Raw genomic sequence first — 18123 nt, 5'->3', positions numbered from 1 at the left:
CAAATATGAGCTACTTAGACAATATTTTATTTGCCATTCTATTGGTAATTGGTTTTGGATATTTTTTTACCAGTGTTAAAAAAATCATGCGAAACATCAATCTTGGAACTAATGTAAACCGTTCCGACAATCCAAAAGCCCGCTGGAGTAATATGGCCATGATTGCTTTTGGTCAATCAAAAATGGTAAAACGTCCTGTTACTGGAATACTCCATATTATTGTTTATGTTGGTTTTGTAATTATAAACATTGAATTATTAGAAATTATAATCGACGGACTTTTTGGTACGCATCGTGTTTTTGCTTTTTTAGGAACTACTTATGATGTGCTGATTGCTTCTTTCGAAATTTTAGCATTTTTAGTTTTAATTGCTGTTATCGCTTTTTGGAGTCGAAGAAATGCAATCAAATTAAAAAGATTTGTCAGCAGTGACTTAAAAGGTTGGCCAAAAAGTGATGCAAATTATATCTTGTATTTTGAGGTAGTTTTGATGACTTTATTTTTATTGATGAATGCATCTGATTTGCATTTGCAAAATGTACCGGGAGGTTTTTCTCATTTTATAAAAGCAGGTTTTTTTCCAGTAAGTCAATTTATTGAACCCATTTTCAATGGAATGTCAAATGAATTGGTAATGTTGCTTTCAGAGATCTTTTGGTGGTTGCACATTGTGGGGATTTTGATTTTTATGAATTACCTTTATTTTTCAAAACACCTGCACATACTATTAGCTTTTCCAAATACCTATTTTGCCAATCTGAATCCTCAAGGTCAATTTGATAATTTGGAGTCAGTCACCAAAGAAGTGAAGTTAATGATGGATCCTAATGCTGATCCTTTCGCCTCAGCACCAGTGGATGAAAATGCGGTTCCAAGCAAGTTTGGCGCCAGTGATATTCAAGATTTAAACTGGGTACAATTATTGAATGCCTACACTTGTACAGAATGTGGTCGTTGTACTTCATCTTGTCCGGCCAATATAACAGGTAAAAAATTGTCTCCACGTAAAATCATGATGGATACCAGAGACAGGATGGAAGAGGTGGGTAGAAATATAGATGCTAATAAAGGTATTTTTATTCCGGACAACAAAACATTATTGAACGATTATATCACACAAGAAGAACTTTGGGCTTGTACCTCCTGTAATGCTTGTGTGGAGGAATGTCCTGTAAACATTAGCCCGCTTTCTATCATTATGGATATGCGTCGCTATTTAGTTATGGAAAAAAGTGCGGCTCCAATGCCTCTGAATGCCATGATGACCAATATAGAAAATAATGGAGCACCTTGGCAATACAATCAGCAAGATCGATTGAATTGGAAAAATGAATAATTGTTTATTTGTTTAAATTTCATCTGATAAAGTGAAATATCAATTTTCCGTTTGCTCGAATAATCAAATCAACGAATAACCGAATCACAAATAGTATGTCAGAGAATTTAATAGTGCCAACAATGGCCGAAATGTTAGCTCAAGGGAAACAGCCAGAAGTTTTATTTTGGGTAGGTTGTGCAGGAAGTTTTGACGACAGGGCAAAGAAAATAACAAAGGCATTTGTTCGTATTTTGAATCGTGCCAACGTTTCCTTTGCCGTTTTAGGGACTGAAGAAAGTTGTACCGGTGATCCTGCAAAAAGAGCTGGAAATGAGTTTTTATTCCAAATGCAGGCCATGATGAATATTGAGGTTTTGAATGCATACGAGGCAAAAAAAATTGTTACAGCTTGTCCGCATTGTTTCAATACTTTAAAAAATGAATATCCGGAATTAGGCGGGAAATATGAAGTAGTTCACCATACGGAATTTCTAAAATCATTGTTAGATGATGGAAGATTGACCATTGAAGGAGGACAATTTAAAGGAAAGCGAATTACTTTTCACGATCCTTGCTATTTAGGCAGAGCCAATAATGTCTATGAAGCACCTAGAGATTTAATTCTAAAGTTGGATGCTGAATTAGTGGAAATGAAACGCTCCAAAGCAAACGGTTTATGCTGTGGTGCCGGTGGTGCGCAAATGTTTAAAGATGCTGAGCCAGGAAATAAGGAAGTGAACGTTGAAAGAACCGAAGACGCATTAGAAACTAAACCAGAAATAATTGCCGCGGGTTGTCCTTTTTGTAATACGATGATGACTGACGGTATTAAAAATAAAGAAAAGGAAGGTGAAGTCAAAGTCATGGATATTGCGGAATTGATCGCTAATGCTCAAGATTTATAATAAATTAAAAATTACGAATATTGATTTTTTAAATCAAAATTCATAACTCATAACACAATTAAGATGTACGTTCCTTTTGAAAATTTACCTGAAGAATCTAAAATCTGGATTTATCAATCGAACAGAAAGTTTTCGGATGCGGAATTTTCTGAAATAGAAACTGCTTTACAAACCTTTCTGGAAAGTTGGGCTGCGCATGGTACCAGTTTAGAATCATCGTATCAATTAAAATACAACCGATTTATAATTATTGCCGTTAATCAAGATGTTCAAGCTGCAACAGGTTGCTCGATTGATTCCTCAGTAGAATTTATTCAAAATTTGGAACAAAAATACACCGTTGATTTATTGGATAAAATGAATGTCACTTTCAAACTTGGGGAGCATATTGCACACAAGCCATTGATTGATTTCAAGAAAATGGTAAAAGATAAAGCTGTTACTGAAAATACTATAGTTTTCAATAATTTAGTAAACAATATAGAAGAATATAATGAATCGTGGGAAGTTCCAGGTATTGATAGCTGGCATAGCCGATTTTTTTAAACAAACTAGGTGAATGAAAAAAATAAGAATTAAAATTGTTTTTTTTTATGTCTTATTTATTTTTGTTGCTGCGGGTTGTGTTGGTACAAAAGTGAACAAGAATAAAACAATTGTAACCAATATTCCGCCCAAAATAGAGAATTTCGACAGTATAAATTCTACTAATAGTCCGAATCTTTTTGAATTATCTCCGCAAGGCAATAAATGGGTGGATAGTGTTTATAATGCAATGACTTTAGAGGAAAAATTAGGGCAATTATTTATGGTTGCTGCTTATTCCAATAAAGATTCAGCGCATATTAAAGCTATTGAAAAACTTATATTAGATCATAAAATTGGCGGATTAATTTTCTTTCAAGGCGGTCCGCAACGCCAGGCTAAGTTGACCAATCGTTATCAATCCAAATCAAAAATTCCATTATTTATTGGTAATGATGCCGAATGGGGCTTGGGTATGCGACTGGATTCTACTTACAGTTATCCTTGGAATATGACACTTGGAGCCATCCAAAATATGGAACTTTTGGAGAAAGTAGGTGTTCAAATGGGACAACAAAGCAAACGAATGGGATTGCAATTTAACTTTGCCCCAGTGTTGGATATCAATTCAAATCCCAATAATCCAATTATAGGTTTTCGTTCTTTTGGCGAAGATAAATTTAACGTTACCGAGCGCGCCATTGCCATAATGAAAGGCGTTCAGAGCCAAGGTGTGTTTTCTACCGGTAAACATTTTCCGGGTCATGGAGATACGGAAACGGATTCTCATAAAAGTTTACCAACTATAAATTCCTCAATAGAAAAATTATCGGACGTAGAGTTTTATCCCTATAAAAAAATGTTTCATGAAGGACTTTCGTCCGTTATGGTGGCGCATCTAAACGTTCCCAGTTTAGAATCAAGACCTAATTTTCCTTCTTCGATTTCTTATAATGTAGTTACTGATATTCTCCAAAAAAAATTGGGTTTTAAAGGACTTATTATTACAGATGCCCTAAATATGAAAAGTGTTTCTGATTTTAAATTACCAAGCGAAATCAACTTTGAAGCTTTTATGGCCGGAAATGACGTGCTGTTGTTTCCTGAAAATGTTCCAGGTGCGATTGATAAATTTAAACTCGCTTATTCTCTAAATTTATTTACTGATGAACGATTGGCTTTTTCCATAAAGAAAATTTTAAAGTTCAAGTACAAAGCCGGTTTAAACAATTACAAACCAATTGTGACTGAAAATTTATACAAAGATTTAAATTCAGTTGATAATGATGCTTTACAGTATGAATTGTATGAAAATGCGATTACTGTGCTAAAAAATACGGGAACTGTTTTACCAATTAAAAATTTGGACAAACAAAAAATCGCTTATGTCAAAATAGGAGATGACAATAATGATGCATTTGTTTCGACTTTGAAAAAATATGCTGAAGTTACGGTGATTTCAGATCCGAATCTAGACAGTCTTCAAGTGAAATTGCAAGCTTTTACAACAGTGATTATTGGCTATCACAAATCAGATGTGGCTTTCAAAAACGACGATTTAAAATCGGATGAAATATTTAAAATCAATTTTTTAGCTAAAAATAATACTGTAATTCTAGATATTTTTGCAAAACCATACGCTTTATTACCTTTTATAAATTTTGATGGTATCGAAGGATTGGTCGTTTCTTATCAAAATAGTACCATTGGTCAAGTCGTTTCTGCGGAACTAATTTTTGGTTCGATTGCAGCTAAAGGAAAATTGCCGGTTTCTATTAACAATAGCTTTAAGGTAAATGACGGTTTGTCTACGGAAAAACTGAATCGTTTAGGATTCACGACTCCGGAGAATGTTGGTATGAATTCAGCTATTTTATCAAAGATTGATGCTATTGCCAATAAAGCTATCAGCGCCAAAATGACACCGGGAATTCAGGTTCTTGTAGCCCGAAAAGGGAAAGTCATTTATCAAAAATCATTTGGACATCATACCTATGATGAATCGATTAAAGTTCAAGATTCAGATATATATGACGTAGCATCTTTAACAAAAATTTTAGCAACATTGCCCAATGTTATGTTGCAGTACGATCAGCAAAAAATAAATTTGGAAACAACATTAGGAACAATGTCTCCAATTTTTAAAGATTCGAATAAAGCAAATATTAATTTCAAGGATTTATTGTCTCATTATGCGGGACTTGCTGCCGGGATTCCATTTTACAAAGCAGCAATGGATAAAGGCAAATTACCTTCGGATGTTTATTTTAGAAAAGTAGCTGAACAGGAGTTTTCAAAAAAACTGGGCGACAGTCTTTTTATCAGAAATAATTTTAGTGATACGATCATGAAAATGATTGTTAAAAGTAAAATTGCAACAAAAAAAGAATACAAATACAGTGATCTTACATTTATGATCTTGAAGGATTATTTGGAAAAAACTACGGGTAAAACATTAGATGTTTTAATTCAAGAAAATTTTTATCGTTCACTTGGTATGAATAATTCCAGTTTTAATCCTTTGACCAAATTTGATAAAAACAGAATTCCTCCAACAGAAACGGATACTTATTTCCGTCGTCAACTTCTACAAGGTTATGTCAATGATTTGTCAGCTGCTTTAGAAGGTGGAGTTTCGGGTCATGCAGGTGTTTTTTCAAATGCAATGGATGTGGCTAAAATAATGGAACTTTATTTACAAAAAGGTAATTATGGCAATCAGCAGTATTTTTCTGAAAAGACATTTGAAGATTTCAATACGTGTTATTTTTGTGCGGTCGGAAACAGGAGAGGTGTTGGCTTTGATAAACCCCAATTGGGTTCCGAAGGTCCAACGTGCGGTTGTGCTTCGATGACCAGTTTTGGACATACCGGCTACACAGGAACGATGGCTTGGGCCGATCCTGAAACACAAATTGTTTATGTATTTTTATCCAATAGAACTTTTCCGATTGCGGCTGAAAATAGATTATCCAAAGCAAACATTCGCGAAGACATCCAGAAGATAATTTACGAAGCGATTACTAATTAAAAGATGCATTAGTGTGGCACCAGTCAGGTTAAGAAACAGTTGAACTTCCCCCTTTCTGGAAGTAAATTTTGTACTTTTAGAACTCTTAATCTATTCTAATTATGGCACACAAACATAAAAATAACGCTAATCATCAAACTGCCTGTTGCTCATTAGAAGAAAACAAGCAGGAATCAGATAAAGATCAAAAGGGATGTTGTACCGTAGAAAATGATGCTGAAAATTACGACGGACATGATCATGATGATAGAAACGGAAGCGAAAGTGTCTTCAGATTATTTTTACCGTCTATCATCAGCTTCGTATTATTAATTATCGCGTTGTTATTTGATAATTATTTTCCCCAATCATGGTTTAATGGCTGGGTTCGAATTGCATGGTATCTTGTAGCCTATCTTCCCGTAGGTTTTCCAGTTCTGAAAGATGCTTTTCAAAGTATTAGAAAAGGAGCTTTTTTTTCCGAATTTTTTTTAATGAGTATTGCTACAATCGGTGCTTTTGGAATTGGTCAATACGCGGAGGGAGTAGCCGTAATGCTTTTTTACGCAATTGGAGAACTATTTCAGATGATGGCGGTACAAAAAGCTAAATCAAATATTAAATCATTATTAGACCAAAGACCTGATACAGCAAATGTATTATACGGCGCGAATGTTGTTTCCAAAAAAGCTTCGGAAGTAACTATAGGGGAAACAATAGAATTAAAACCTGGAGAGAAGTTAGCATTAGATGGAAAATTACTTTCGGATCATGCGACTTTCAATACCGCCGCATTAACCGGAGAGAGTAAACCAGATTCTAAATCAAAAGGGGATATTATTCTTGCTGGAATGATTAATCTAAATTCTATTGCGCAAATAGAAGTAACTACCGCATTTAACGACAGTAAATTATCTAAAATTCTTGAAATGGTGCAAGAAGCTACGGCCAAGAAAGCACCAACGGAGTTGTTTATCAGGAAGTTTGCTAAAATTTACACGCCAATAGTTGTTTATTTGGCTATCGGAATTTGTTTGATTCCACTGTTATTTGTCGATGATTATGTTTTTAAAGAGTGGCTGTACCGCGCTCTGATATTTTTGGTAATTTCATGTCCATGTGCTTTAGTTATTTCTATACCGTTGGGTTATTTTGGCGGAATTGGGGCAGCTAGTAAAAACGGAATCTTATTTAAAGGATCTACATTTCTAGATACTATGGCAGCTATTCAAGTTGTAGTGTTGGACAAAACTGGAACGCTGACCAAAGGAGTTTTTAAAGTGCAAAAAGTAGTGGCGGTAGGAATTTCAGAGACCGATTTAGTTAATTATACCGCAGCGATTGAAGCTAAATCCACACATCCTGTGGGTTCAGCAATAATAACATTCGCTAATAATGCTAAAAACAAAACTGTTGTTACCGAAGTTACCGAAATCGCTGGTTACGGAATAAAAGGTTTTGTTGATGGAAACGAAATCTTGTTAGGAAGCATTAAATTGATGAAAAAATTCAATATTGATTATGACACGAAACTTGAAACGATTCCGTACACTATTATCGTCGTTGCCATCAATAAAAAATATACAGGTTATTTCCTGATAGCCGACGAAATAAAAGAAGATGCAAAATCGGCCATTGAAAGTTTACATAAAATAAATATTAAAACAATATTGCTTTCCGGAGATAATCAAGCTGTAGTTATGGCTGTAGCCAAAGAATTGAATATCGATGAAGCATTCGGGAATTTATTGCCGGAAAATAAAGTCGAAAAAGTGGAAGAGCTATTGCGACAAAAGTTAAAAGTTGCATTTGCTGGAGACGGCGTAAATGATGCTCCAGTAATCGCTTTGGCGGACGTCGGAATTGCAATGGGTGGCTTAGGAAGCGATGCTACTATTGAAACCGCTGATGTTGTAATTCAAAATGACCAACCCACTAAAATTTTCACCGCTGTCACCATCGGGAGAAAAACAAAACAAATCGTTTGGCAAAATATCGGATTGGCTTTTTCAGTAAAACTAATAGTGCTGATTCTGGGAGCTGGCGGACTGGCATCGATGTGGGAAGCTGTTTTTGCAGATGTGGGCGTTGCCTTGTTAGCAATATTGAATGCGGTACGAATCCAGCGAATGAAATTTTAAAATCCGATGGTATTTAACTTAAAATTCCATAAAACCCATTCCTATTTTTCTTAATTTCGTTTTATTAAATTACATACATGAAAATTGCAATAGTTTGTTATCCTACCTTTGGAGGTAGTGGTGTTGTCGCTACAGAACTGGGACTGGAATTGGCTCGTAGAGGTCATGAAATACATTTTATAACTTACAGTCAGCCTGTGCGTTTGGCGCTTTTGAACCCCAATGTGCATTACCATGAAGTGAACGTTCCAGAATATCCATTATTCCATTATCAACCGTATGAATTGGCTTTATCGAGCAAATTGGTCGATATGGTAAAATTATATAAAATAGAATTGCTTCACGTTCATTATGCGATTCCACATGCGTATGCGGGATATATGGCAAAACAAATGTTGAAAGATGAAGGAATTAATATACCAATGGTCACAACGCTGCATGGAACCGATATTACATTGGTGGGAAATCATCCTTTTTATAAACCAGCGGTAACTTTCAGTATCAACAAATCAGATTTTGTTACTTCGGTTTCCCAAAGTTTGAAAGACGATACCTTAAAATTATTTAATATAAAAAATGAAATTGAGGTGATTCCAAATTTTATCGAATTGAATAAAAACATGAATGACCCGAGTATTCCTTGTCAACGTTCGGTTATGGCGAAGGAAAATGAGCGAATCATAACGCACATCAGTAATTTTAGAAAAGTAAAACGAATTCCGGATGTCATTAAAATTTTCTATAACATTCAGAAGGAGATTCCTGCGAAATTGATGATGGTTGGAGATGGTCCTGAAAAAGAAAAAGCGGAATATTTATGTCAGGAATTAGGAATTTTAGACAAGGTGATTTTCTTTGGTAACAGTAACGAAATTGATAAAATTCTGTGCTTGACAGATTTGTTTTTGCTTCCTTCAGAAACAGAAAGTTTTGGACTTGCGGCATTGGAAGCTATGGCTTGTAAAGTTCCAGTTATTTCCAGTAATTCCGGAGGTTTGCCAGAGGTAAATTATGATGGTGTTTCCGGTTACTTAAGTGATGTTGGAAACATAGAAGAAATGGCTCAAAATGCCCTGAAAATCTTGAAGGATGACGTGGTTCTTAAACAATTTAAAGAAAACGCTTTAACAGTTGCAAAACAATTTGATATTAAAAACATTTTGCCACTTTACGAAGAGTTGTATAAAAAAGCCCTTAATAAATTTTTATAAATTTTAGAATTTGTAAATTGAAATGAGAATGAGTTTCAGAAATTATCCCATTTAATTAAAAAATATAAAGAATGAAAAAAGTAATTTTATCAATACTTGCTATATCTCTGGCTTCATGCGGTGCTACTTCTTCAAAAAGTTCAGATACAAATAAATTGTATGAAGTTTTGACACAACAGACAACTGGCGGCGCTAATATTCGCTTTTTTGAGATTCTTTCGGAACCAAACGAAATTAAAATGCTGCAGAATGATGAAAATTTAAAAAATAAAATTAGTGCTAATGATGTTCATAAATCTAATTTTATTGTTTTGAATATGGGAGAGAAATCAACCGGTGGTTATAATATAGGGATTGACACTGTAGTTGAAACCGATAAAAATATAATCATGACAGTGAAGGAAATAAATCCTGAACCGGGAAGTATGGTTACACAAGCGTTTACTACTCCTTTTTGTGTAGTAAAAATAAATTCTAAAAAAGAAATTATAATCAAATAATAAGAAGATTAATTTGTCTAATCCTGAAAAAAGTTGACACGAATTAGATTTTAAAATTACATTAATTATTAACCTCTGAAGTAAAAACTTTCGAGGTTTTTTTCTTCCATTTTTTTGATTTGATTACTTGTTGTAAATGCGTCTGATTTGGCGTTAACATTTGACAACTTAAGTGAGGCCTATTTTGGTTATAAATATCAATAGATTCCCTTATTACTTTTAATGCCTGTACATGATTTATAAATCCATCTATCAGTAAAAATTCATACTTTAAAATACCATTTATTCTCTCTGCTATTTCATTTTCATAAGGATCACCATTTTCAGTCATACTAATTTTGATGTTGTTTTCAGTAAGCTTTTTTACATAATCACCAGAACAGTATTGTAAACCTCTGTCGGATTGATGAATTAATTCATGTTTGTATTTTCGGTTCTTTAAAGCTAACTCCAACGCATTTAAAAGCCCTACTGTGCTTAGATTATCCAAAAGCTCATAACCCATAATCTTTTTTGAATATGCGTCAGTAATTAAACTTAAATATTCATGTCCTTTATCGGTTTTGATATAAGTGATATCGCTAACCCATAGCTGTTCTGGTTTTGTGACATCCATGTTTTTAATTAAATTGGGATATTTCTTCATCCAATGTTTTGAATTTGTTGTTTTTATATAGCTCCTTTTAGGTTTTATAAGTAAATGCTCTGCTCTCGAAAAATGGAATAAAAAATCTCTTCCTATTTTAATATTCAACTCATCTAATTCATCTTTAATTAAAAAGTAAAGCTTTCGTGTGCCTATCCTAGGCATAACGCAACGTATTCTCATTACCATGTCACGAACAATTAAAAGTTCAGAATGTCTTTGTAATCTATCAGTTTTGTTTTTATAATAGGCTTGTCTGCTTATCCCAAACAATAAACACATACCCTTTATGCCTAGGATCTTGGATTTTGTTTTTTTGATTGTTTGGGTAAATACTTTTTTTGGATATCTGTTTTCAATAACTCGTCGGCAATGTCTATAGCAACATTTAAGACATATACTTTTTCTTTTTCTTTAGAAAGTAGAGATTCTAGCTCTTTTATTTGTTGTTCTGGAGTATTCTTTTGTGACATAGATGGTAATTCTTTCCAATCTAAGATACTATGTTTTCGCATCCAAACCAAAACAGTGCTTCTACCTTGGATTCCATACTTTTTTTGAGCTTGTTTATAGGTTAACTCGCCTTTTTCTACTTCGGCAACTACTTGTAATTTAAAAGCTAGGCTGTAATCTCGTTGACTACGTTTTTGTCTTTGCGGGGATTGTGATTCCATAAATTAAGTTGTTTGAGTGACAACCTATTTCAGGACGGGACATGGATATAAAATAAGCCGTTTCTGCTGCAGTAACGGTTTTTTTGTGTTTTGTAGTTAAGTTTTGAAAAAGATTTTAAACACAGATTTTAATAAACTCAACAAATAGATTGGTTTTCCACTGTTTAGTAAGTTTTGAACGGGTTGAAATACGATTTATCGATCGTGATTGCTCTTAAAGCTAAATAAGTTGTGTAAAGTCCATTTTCTATGAGCCTTCTTCGTAATATATAGCTTAACGACAATTTAGAAGTTGGGATTGGAGATCAATGATTTGAAAAGGTATTGTTTTTTAATGTTTTTGTACCTTATCTAAAAATTATCGGATTTAGTACACTTTTCGATACAATGCATAAAAAAACCCCAACATCTGTTGGGGTTTTGTGACCTTGACTGGATTCAAACCAGTAACCTCTTGAGCCGTAATCAAGTGCGCTATTCAGTTGCGCCACAAGGCCGTTTCGCAAACCGTTTTATTATCTTGCTTGCGGGTGCAAATATAGGTATAAATGTGTAATTCGCAAGTGTAAAATTGTAAAAAAACAAAAAAAGATGGCGTTGCAAAATTATATCCGTGATATTCAGGGTTTTCCCAAAGAAGGAATTTTTTCTAAGACATTATTACATTGTTAATTGATCCCGAAACAAGGAATAAATGCCTTGAATATTTCGTTCATCCTTAAAAAATAAAAAAATGGACACTGTAATAGAAGTAAAGAGTCGCAGATTTTTCTTTGGGATGTTGATTGCACAGGAATTAAATGCTGGTTTTATTCCGGTTCGAAAGCCTAACAAGTTACCTTATGAAATCATTTCGGCAACGGACGATTTGGTATATGGAATGGATACTTTAGAAATTCATATCGATGCGATTCAAAAAGGAGATAGAATCTTACTTCACGATCACGCATTAGCGACTAGGGAAAGGAGAAAGCAGTTTGCGTATTAGTGGAACGATTGGTTAGCGAAATCGTGCAATGCAATTTCCTTAGGGAGTTAACTTTCCTAAATGGAAGATCAAAAATGAAAGGCAATGAAATTTTTGCTGCAATTACTTCTTAGATAATGCACGGGCGGTAACGTAATATCTAAAACCAATGATTGCCATTTGCCATTTCGTGGCTTTCGCCAAATCTAACCGCTGTTTGGTGAAACTAGGTAAAATGACTTTGTTGATTTGTGCTAGGATTTTATACATACGGTTTTGTTTTAGACAAAGATATAAAAAAAGACGGTCTTGATAAGGACCGTCTTTTTTGGCTATTTAGGGGAGTTATTATTTTTTTCTTTCGCGTTCCAAGTTAGAATAATATTGTTCCATTTGTTGTTCGTACACTTTCATTTTTTTTTCAAAAACTTCCATTTCTTTATTGAATGGTTCCATTTTCTTATCAAATTCTGCCATTTGCTTATCGAAAGCTTCCATTTGAGGCTCTAGTTTTTTCATTTTAGCCTCGAAGTCTTCCATTTTTTTATCGAATTCTTTCCAAGCTTTTTTATCACCTGTCATGGGGTCTCCTTTTGGTGCCTTCGGCGCTTTGGGAAAAAGGGGTGCTTTCGGGGATTTAAATTTAAAAGTTGGAACAATAGGCGGAGTTGGTGGCTCTGGGAACATTTCTTTCCCGTCTAAATAGCTTTTAGTAATTATACGGATTGAATTCTTAGTTGAAGAAGCATCTTTTTGTACATTGACGGAGCTTATGTGATTCGGATTCATGCTTTCTGCCTCTAGCGGGCTTACTTTTTTTCCGTCAATAAAATATTCTGCATTTCCAGGAACACCATTTTTTTCTGTCGTTGTCTTTGTAACCGTGTAAGTACTTTTTGGTTTTTGAAGAATATTTAAACTATTTGGATCCACATTTTCTAATCCCAAATCCGTCATTTGTCTTTCAGAATTAAATATACTTGTACTTTCTGCGGTTTTACCTTTCGTTACAATTCTTACTATAGATTTGTTATTATTCTTAGAGATATTCATTGTGATTATGTCATCTGGGTTGGTTGTGTCTAATTCTTCTTTGCTCACTTTTTTTCCATCAATATAAATTTCTGTATTTTGATCAATACCTTCATTTTTGTAATTATTGACTACCAGAGATTTTATTTTTTTAATACTGTCTTTTTCTTGTTGTACTTCTAAAGCAGTAGTAACCGGATGTTTTGATTCCACTTTGATGGTTTCTTCTTTTACTTTTTCCTGAGCAATTACCTCAATTTGAAATAAAGATACAAAAGCCACTAAAACAGGAAGAATAAGTGTGTATTTCCAGGAATTCGATTTTTTTGATTGATTTTTGTTTAACATAACGATTCGTTTTTTGATTAATGATTGATAAAAATGATTAGTAATGGCAACACAATTTTCGTGTGTTGTTATTTTTAAGAGCGTAAACTGATACGCTTTTTTGTCGGATATCTTTTTTGTGGCTTCGTCGTCAGCAATGTATTCTAAGTTTTGTACAATTGCTTTTTTATAAAACCAAATAAATGGATTAAACCAAAAGACAATACAAAACAATCTTGAAATTAATACATCAACAGTATGATTTTGTTCACTATGCACTTTTTCGTGTTCCAAAATATTTTCTAATTCGGTGGTGCTGTATAAAGAAGAGTTATAAACAATAGTATTAAAAAAAGAGAAAGGAGCTAGGTTGTCTTGTATGTCTATAAATTTAAAATAAGCTTGACGTTTTACGGTTTTTCCTTTTAATACTTTTTGTAAACTGTAAAAATCAAAACCGAATTTAGTTAATAGATACAAAGTGCCAATACAGTAAATTACCGCTAATCCCAAATAAATATACTCTTCAGTATGATCTTCATCAGCAATTGTGTTTATGGGTAATGATGACCAATCATAATTTACAGGAGTTGGTTCTACCCATATTATTTTTGTTAAAACCACTAACGGCAAAAGAACGGCAGTAAACAAACCCAATAACAGAAACCAGCGATTGCTCGTAAAAAAGGTTTCTTTTCGCAACATAAAATAATAAGCCAAATAGAACAGTGTGATTAATCCACTGGATTTGAGAAGATAAAGATAGAATGATTCCATAATTATTGTTGTTACTGTAAAGTTTATATTTTCCCTTTTTGACTTTCAATCATTGCTAAAATCTCTCGTAATTCAGCTGCAGAAATTTTCTCTTCTTTGGCAAAATGCGATACCATATTTTTATAAGAACTGTTGAAATAATTATCGATGGCCGTATTCATAAAACGTTTTCTGTAGTCTTCTAAACTCACGATAGGGTAGTACTGATGCGTGTTTCCAAAAGCATTGTGCGACACAAAACCTTTTTCTTCCAGATTGCGAACAATAGTAGAAAGTGTGTTATAGTGGGGCTGATCTTCGGTGATTTCGGCCATGACTTCTTTTACAAATGCTTTTTTGAGCTTCCATAAAATATGCATTATTTCCTCTTCTTTATTTGTCAGTTTTTGCATGATTTTTTATTTGAATCAAAGGTACAACTATATTTATAGTTTACAAACTGTTTTTATAGTTATTTAACTAATTTTTTAGTTTTTAACTTATTTAGAATTTTAAATTAAAGATTCATGTTGCTAGTTATATACTTTTAAGAGAGTTAATTTGGAAAGATAGAAGCACTTCATTTCAGATATGTTGTTTTGAAAAAAAGGTCGCGTGAGGGATAGTAGCTAGCTACCAAAGTAGCGCGAATAGCCCGACCGCACTGATAAAAGGGGCAGTTTGAGCAACTAGTTAGTTTGCCCCTTTTAGGAATGCGGTCACGCCCAAAGAGTGATAATGGAATTAATTTTGTTCTTTTTGAACAAGTTTTTGCAACCAAATGCAACCTGCTACAGCAAGTATGCCTAAAGTACCCATGACAAACCAGTTTGCCTGATACCCAAATGCAGCAATGATTTGCAGACCAGTTTTAGAACTCGCAATATGTGCCAAACTGAAACTCATCGTAAATAAGGCCATGTAGCGGCCTTCATGCCCTTTTGGTGCTCGGCTTAACGCAAAAGAATTGGAAAAAGGGAAGATGAACATTTCGCCAAAAGTGATAAAAATAATGCTGAAAATCAGTATTCCAGCCCACATATTGATCATTAAAACATAGAAACTTAGGGACATCAGCAACGAACCCCAAAGTATAATTTTGAGCTTATTGATATCTTTTCTTTGGCTAAAACTGACTATTGGCATTTCCATAAAGAAAATCAACAGTCCATTTAAGGATAATAAAAGTCCGCTTTGAAACTCCGTCAGCCCAAATTTTTCATTGTGATATAAGGGTAAAGTCGTAAAAAGTTGAAAGAAAAGCATCGCTGTTATAAAACAGATAAAGAGAAAAATCCAGAATATTTTGTCTTTGAAAACCGAAGCAGGTATTTCGGTTTCGTTATTTGCTGTGTTTAAATCGGCAGGTTTTTTACGTTCTTTTACCAAGAAGGTGAAAATCAAAATAGATACAATGCAAGAGCTTCCATCTACCCAAAATAATCCGCTGTAGCCTAAATTCATGATAATCAAACCTCCTAAAGCTGGTCCCGCGGTAAATCCTAAATTTACTGCTAATCGAACTAAAGTCAGTGCTCTGGTACGATTTTCAGGTTTAGCGTACGTCGCGAGTGAGACAAACATTGCGGGACGAAACATATCAGCGACGGTCATAATAACAAACATTCCTATGCATAATCCGTAAAAAGTTCGGATGTATTGTACAAAAAACAACAGAATTCCACTGGTGAACAAACTGAAAACCATTATTTTATAAAAACCTATTTTATCAGATAATTTGCCTCCGAGCCAAGAACCCAGCATAGAACCAAAACCAAAAGCAACCATAATCCATCCTACTTGTGCGTAGGAAAAATTCAAATCTTCTTTCAAATATTTGGACAAAAACGGCAAAACCATTGTACCGGCACGATTGATAAAAGTGATGAGTGTAAGAATCCAAATCTCTCTGGTAAAGCCTTTGAAATTATTTATGTAACGTTGAAAAGCAGTTTGGATCATATACTAAGTTATAATTTTGCAAAGGTAGAAAACTTTGTACCGATGCGTCTTTGTGTCCTAGTAACTTTTAAACTATTTTTGCATAAAAATAGAAACATGCGGATACTATTTACTTTACTTCTTTTATTGCAATTGAATTTTGGCTTCGGCCAAGAAAAATTTGATGTTTCGGCTGTAGCCAAATTCCAAAAGGAATTGAACGCAGAATATGCTGATGCAAAGACAAGTCCATTGATTGCGGAAGATTTAGCGGTTTTTAACACGCTGGATTTTTATCCTGCAAACGAAACTTTTTTTGTGGTGGCAAAATTGGTAAGAACCCAAAAAGAGAAACCTTTTGAGATGGAAACTTCAACGGACAGAAAACCTTTGTATGTAAAATATGGCGAACTTTACTTTACAATTAACGGTCTTGATTTTGAACTGAATGTGTACAAAAACATTGAACTTTCAAAAAAGAAAGAATATAAAAATTATTTATTTCTGCCATTTTCTGATTTGACTTCGGGTGCCGATAGTTACATTGGCGGAAAGTACATTGATTTAAGAATTCCGAAAGGAGATACGATTGTGATTGATTTTAACACCTCTTACAATCCGTATTGTGCCTATAATTACAAGTATTCTTGTCCAAAGGTTCCTCTGGAAAATGATTTAGATGTTGAGATAAAAGCTGGAGTCAAAAAGTTTCACGACTAATGGCATTCTTTAATCTGCATACGCACAAATGGACTAATCAACTCAATGTGTTGGAAATAGTGAATCAATATCCGCAGGAATTTGATGCAACAATTCCGCATTATTCCATCGGAATTCATCCGTGGTTTATCGTTGAGGAACGAATAGAGGCTGATTTGGCTGTAATTGAAAGTAAAATACAAGAGAAAAATTGCCTCGCTGTTGGCGAATGCGGATTGGACAAGCGCATCGAAATTTCGATGGAATTGCAACAAGTGGTTTTCGAAAAGCAATTGCTTTTGGCACAAAAACATCAAAAAGCAGTAGTGATACATTGCGTCGCGGCTTTTCAGGAATTAATTGCAATTAAGAAAAAATTGAATATTTCAGTTCCAATGCTGATTCATGGATTTTCAAAAAATGCACAACTTGCCAAACAATTAGTGGACAATGGATTTTATATTTCGTTTGGGAAATATTTATTGCTAAATAAGGAATTAGAAGCTGTTTTTAAAAGCGTTCCCAATAATCGATTTTTTCTGGAGACTGATATGGTGGAGGAAGGAATTGAAGCAGTTTATGAATTGGCAGCAAAATACAAAGAAATTTCCGTCAAAGAAATACAGGAAATGGTGAATAATAATTTTTTGGAAGTATTCAAGATTAGATTTTAAATATAAAAGCGTTAAAGTTTTAGAACTTTAAACATTAAACAATAAATTAAAAAAATGGCAGAGTGGACAGAAAGAGCCGAACTTTTATTTAAAAAAGAAGGTTTAGATAATTTGAAAAACGCAAATATATTGGTTGTAGGATTGGGTGGTGTTGGTTCTTTTGCGGCTGAATTTTTGGCAAGAGCAGGAGTGGGAAATATGACTATTGTTGATGGTGACGTAGTTGACATTACTAATGTAAACCGACAATTACCTGCTTTACATTCTACTGTGGGACAACCCAAAATTACTGTTGTTGGGGATCGATTAATGGACATTAATCCAGAGTTGAAATTGATTCGCGTGCAAGAATTTCTTTCGCCGGAGCGCGCTTTCGAAATTGTTTCAGAGGAGTTTGATTATGTTTTGGATTGCATCGACAGTGTCACTCCTAAGTTAAATTTAATTATTGGCGCCAAGCGAAAAAGAGTAAAAATCATCAGCAGTATGGGCGCGGGCGGTAAAATGGAAGCTTCTAAAGTGAAAGTAACGGATATTACCAATACAGTGAATTGTTTTTTTGCTAAAACCATCCGGAGACGATTGAAAGAATTTAAAATTGATAAATTGAAAGTGGTTTTTTCTTCTGAAATTCAAGATGAGACAAGTTTAAAAATGACAGACGGATCCAATTTTAAAAAGTCATTTTACGGAACAAACAGTTACATGCCGGGATTATTTGGTTTGTACGCTGCAGAAACCGTGATTCGTTATTTGCTAAAGAAATAGTATTCATTTTTAGCCTTCGTATTAAAGA

The 18123-nt window shown here is 34.0% G+C and carries 15 protein-coding genes, 1 tRNA gene and 1 pseudogene; 11 read left to right on the top strand and 6 right to left on the bottom strand.

Translation table 11 applies throughout. From position 1 onward, the window contains the following. Positions 1-5: 5 nt before the first annotated feature. The 7 genes from ACP7AT_RS04595 (at position 6) to ACP7AT_RS04565 (ending at position 9611) form a co-directional block, all read left to right on the top strand. Complete coding sequence (locus ACP7AT_RS04595) at positions 6-1337, top strand: 4Fe-4S dicluster domain-containing protein (RefSeq protein WP_426063170.1); 1332 nt, start codon at positions 6-8, stop codon at positions 1335-1337. A gap of 95 nt (positions 1338-1432) precedes the next feature. Continuing rightward, on the top strand, positions 1433-2224 hold the full coding sequence (locus ACP7AT_RS04590; protein ID WP_114755209.1) for a (Fe-S)-binding protein: 792 nt from the start codon (positions 1433-1435) through the stop codon (positions 2222-2224). Between the two features lie 63 nt (positions 2225-2287). Next, entirely contained in the window at positions 2288-2770 is a 483-nt protein-coding gene (locus ACP7AT_RS04585) for an ABC transporter ATPase (protein ID WP_426063169.1), read from the top strand. 13 nt (positions 2771-2783) lie between these two features. Next, positions 2784-5780, top strand: coding sequence for a glycoside hydrolase family 3 N-terminal domain-containing protein (locus tag ACP7AT_RS04580; protein WP_426063168.1), 2997 nt, complete (start codon positions 2784-2786; stop codon positions 5778-5780). Between the two features lie 101 nt (positions 5781-5881). Then, positions 5882-7900 (top strand): heavy metal translocating P-type ATPase, encoded by a 2019-nt coding sequence (locus tag ACP7AT_RS04575; RefSeq protein WP_426063167.1) that lies wholly within the window; start codon positions 5882-5884, stop codon positions 7898-7900. 77 nt (positions 7901-7977) lie between these two features. After that, positions 7978-9111: an N-acetyl-alpha-D-glucosaminyl L-malate synthase BshA gene (gene bshA, locus ACP7AT_RS04570; RefSeq protein WP_426063165.1), complete on the top strand. Its 1134-nt coding sequence runs from the start codon at positions 7978-7980 to the stop codon at positions 9109-9111. 71 nt (positions 9112-9182) lie between these two features. After that, a complete protein-coding gene (locus ACP7AT_RS04565; protein ID WP_426063164.1) occupies positions 9183-9611 on the top strand; it encodes a protease complex subunit PrcB family protein in 429 nt (142 codons plus the stop codon). A 61-nt stretch (positions 9612-9672) separates the two neighbouring features. Here ACP7AT_RS04565 and ACP7AT_RS04560 read toward each other — a convergent pair. Both ACP7AT_RS04560 and ACP7AT_RS04555 read right to left on the bottom strand, forming a co-directional pair. Next, positions 9673-10931 (bottom strand): IS3 family transposase gene (locus ACP7AT_RS04560; RefSeq protein WP_426063163.1). Its coding sequence is split into 2 segments (ribosomal slippage): positions 9673-10601 and positions 10601-10931, totalling 1260 coding nucleotides; the frame shifts between segments, so codons are not numbered across the junction. Positions 10932-11354: 423 nt separating this feature from the next. After that, positions 11355-11428: transfer RNA gene (locus tag ACP7AT_RS04555), tRNA-Arg, on the bottom strand. Between the two features lie 94 nt (positions 11429-11522). Between ACP7AT_RS04555 and ACP7AT_RS04550 the strand changes: the two are divergent. Next, positions 11523-12032: pseudogene (locus tag ACP7AT_RS04550) on the top strand (adenine phosphoribosyltransferase). Here ACP7AT_RS04550 and ACP7AT_RS04545 read toward each other — a convergent pair. The 4 genes from ACP7AT_RS04545 to ACP7AT_RS04530 all read right to left on the bottom strand — a co-directional run bounded on the left by ACP7AT_RS04545 (position 12022) and on the right by ACP7AT_RS04530 (position 15975). After that, a complete protein-coding gene (locus ACP7AT_RS04545; protein WP_426063162.1) occupies positions 12022-12168 on the bottom strand; it encodes an SsrA-binding protein in 147 nt (48 codons plus the stop codon). The pseudogene ACP7AT_RS04550 and the gene ACP7AT_RS04545 sit on opposite strands and share 11 nt — an antisense overlap. 78 nt (positions 12169-12246) lie before the next feature. Next, the gene (locus ACP7AT_RS04540) at positions 12247-14034 is read right to left on the bottom strand and encodes a M56 family metallopeptidase (RefSeq protein ID WP_426063161.1); all 1788 of its coding nucleotides are present in this window, start codon (positions 14032-14034) and stop codon (positions 12247-12249) included. 23 nt (positions 14035-14057) lie between these two features. Continuing rightward, complete coding sequence (locus ACP7AT_RS04535; RefSeq protein ID WP_426063160.1) at positions 14058-14426, bottom strand: BlaI/MecI/CopY family transcriptional regulator; 369 nt, start codon at positions 14424-14426, stop codon at positions 14058-14060. A gap of 331 nt (positions 14427-14757) precedes the next feature. Next, positions 14758-15975, bottom strand: coding sequence for an MDR family MFS transporter (locus ACP7AT_RS04530; RefSeq protein WP_426063159.1), 1218 nt, complete (start codon positions 15973-15975; stop codon positions 14758-14760). A 96-nt stretch (positions 15976-16071) separates the two neighbouring features. Here ACP7AT_RS04530 and ACP7AT_RS04525 point away from each other — a divergent pair, with 96 nt between their 5' ends. From ACP7AT_RS04525 to ACP7AT_RS04515, 3 genes are read left to right on the top strand one after another with little or no spacing between them, the layout of a single operon-like run. Next, a complete protein-coding gene (locus tag ACP7AT_RS04525) occupies positions 16072-16674 on the top strand; it encodes a DUF1684 domain-containing protein (RefSeq protein ID WP_426063158.1) in 603 nt (200 codons plus the stop codon). After that, on the top strand, positions 16674-17327 hold the full coding sequence (locus tag ACP7AT_RS04520) for a TatD family hydrolase (protein WP_426063157.1): 654 nt from the start codon (positions 16674-16676) through the stop codon (positions 17325-17327). Before ACP7AT_RS04525 ends, ACP7AT_RS04520 begins: the two co-directional genes overlap by 1 nt. Before the next feature lie 54 nt (positions 17328-17381). Further along, entirely contained in the window at positions 17382-18095 is a 714-nt protein-coding gene (locus tag ACP7AT_RS04515) for a tRNA threonylcarbamoyladenosine dehydratase (RefSeq protein ID WP_426063156.1), read from the top strand. Positions 18096-18123: the final 28 nt, after the last annotated feature.

It is taken from the genome of Flavobacterium sp. DSP2-3-1, assembly GCF_049896865.1.
Taxonomy (GTDB): domain Bacteria; phylum Bacteroidota; class Bacteroidia; order Flavobacteriales; family Flavobacteriaceae; genus Flavobacterium.
The sequence above is the reverse complement of the archived record's forward strand: the minus strand, read 5'-3'. Positions and strand labels throughout refer to the sequence as shown.

Excerpts from the sequence above, each read along its gene's own strand:
- ACP7AT_RS04530 (WP_426063159.1), bottom strand. The coding sequence starts at position 15,975 with ATGATCCAAACTGCTTTTCAACGTTACATAAATAATTTCAAAGGCTTT.
- ACP7AT_RS04520 (WP_426063157.1), top strand. The coding sequence starts at position 16,674 with ATGGCATTCTTTAATCTGCATACGCACAAATGGACTAATCAACTCAAT.
- ACP7AT_RS04590 (WP_114755209.1), top strand. The coding sequence starts at position 1,433 with ATGTCAGAGAATTTAATAGTGCCAACAATGGCCGAAATGTTAGCTCAA.
- ACP7AT_RS04585 (WP_426063169.1), top strand. The coding sequence starts at position 2,288 with ATGTACGTTCCTTTTGAAAATTTACCTGAAGAATCTAAAATCTGGATT.
- ACP7AT_RS04575 (WP_426063167.1), top strand. The coding sequence starts at position 5,882 with ATGGCACACAAACATAAAAATAACGCTAATCATCAAACTGCCTGTTGC.
- ACP7AT_RS04515 (WP_426063156.1), top strand. The coding sequence starts at position 17,382 with ATGGCAGAGTGGACAGAAAGAGCCGAACTTTTATTTAAAAAAGAAGGT.
- ACP7AT_RS04535 (WP_426063160.1), bottom strand. The coding sequence starts at position 14,426 with ATGCAAAAACTGACAAATAAAGAAGAGGAAATAATGCATATTTTATGG.
- ACP7AT_RS04525 (WP_426063158.1), top strand. The coding sequence starts at position 16,072 with ATGCGGATACTATTTACTTTACTTCTTTTATTGCAATTGAATTTTGGC.
- ACP7AT_RS04595 (WP_426063170.1), top strand. The coding sequence starts at position 6 with ATGAGCTACTTAGACAATATTTTATTTGCCATTCTATTGGTAATTGGT.
- ACP7AT_RS04540 (WP_426063161.1), bottom strand. The coding sequence starts at position 14,034 with ATGGAATCATTCTATCTTTATCTTCTCAAATCCAGTGGATTAATCACA.
- ACP7AT_RS04580 (WP_426063168.1), top strand. The coding sequence starts at position 2,784 with ATGAAAAAAATAAGAATTAAAATTGTTTTTTTTTATGTCTTATTTATT.
- ACP7AT_RS04545 (WP_426063162.1), bottom strand. The coding sequence starts at position 12,168 with ATGTATAAAATCCTAGCACAAATCAACAAAGTCATTTTACCTAGTTTC.
- bshA (WP_426063165.1), top strand. The coding sequence starts at position 7,978 with ATGAAAATTGCAATAGTTTGTTATCCTACCTTTGGAGGTAGTGGTGTT.
- ACP7AT_RS04565 (WP_426063164.1), top strand. The coding sequence starts at position 9,183 with ATGAAAAAAGTAATTTTATCAATACTTGCTATATCTCTGGCTTCATGC.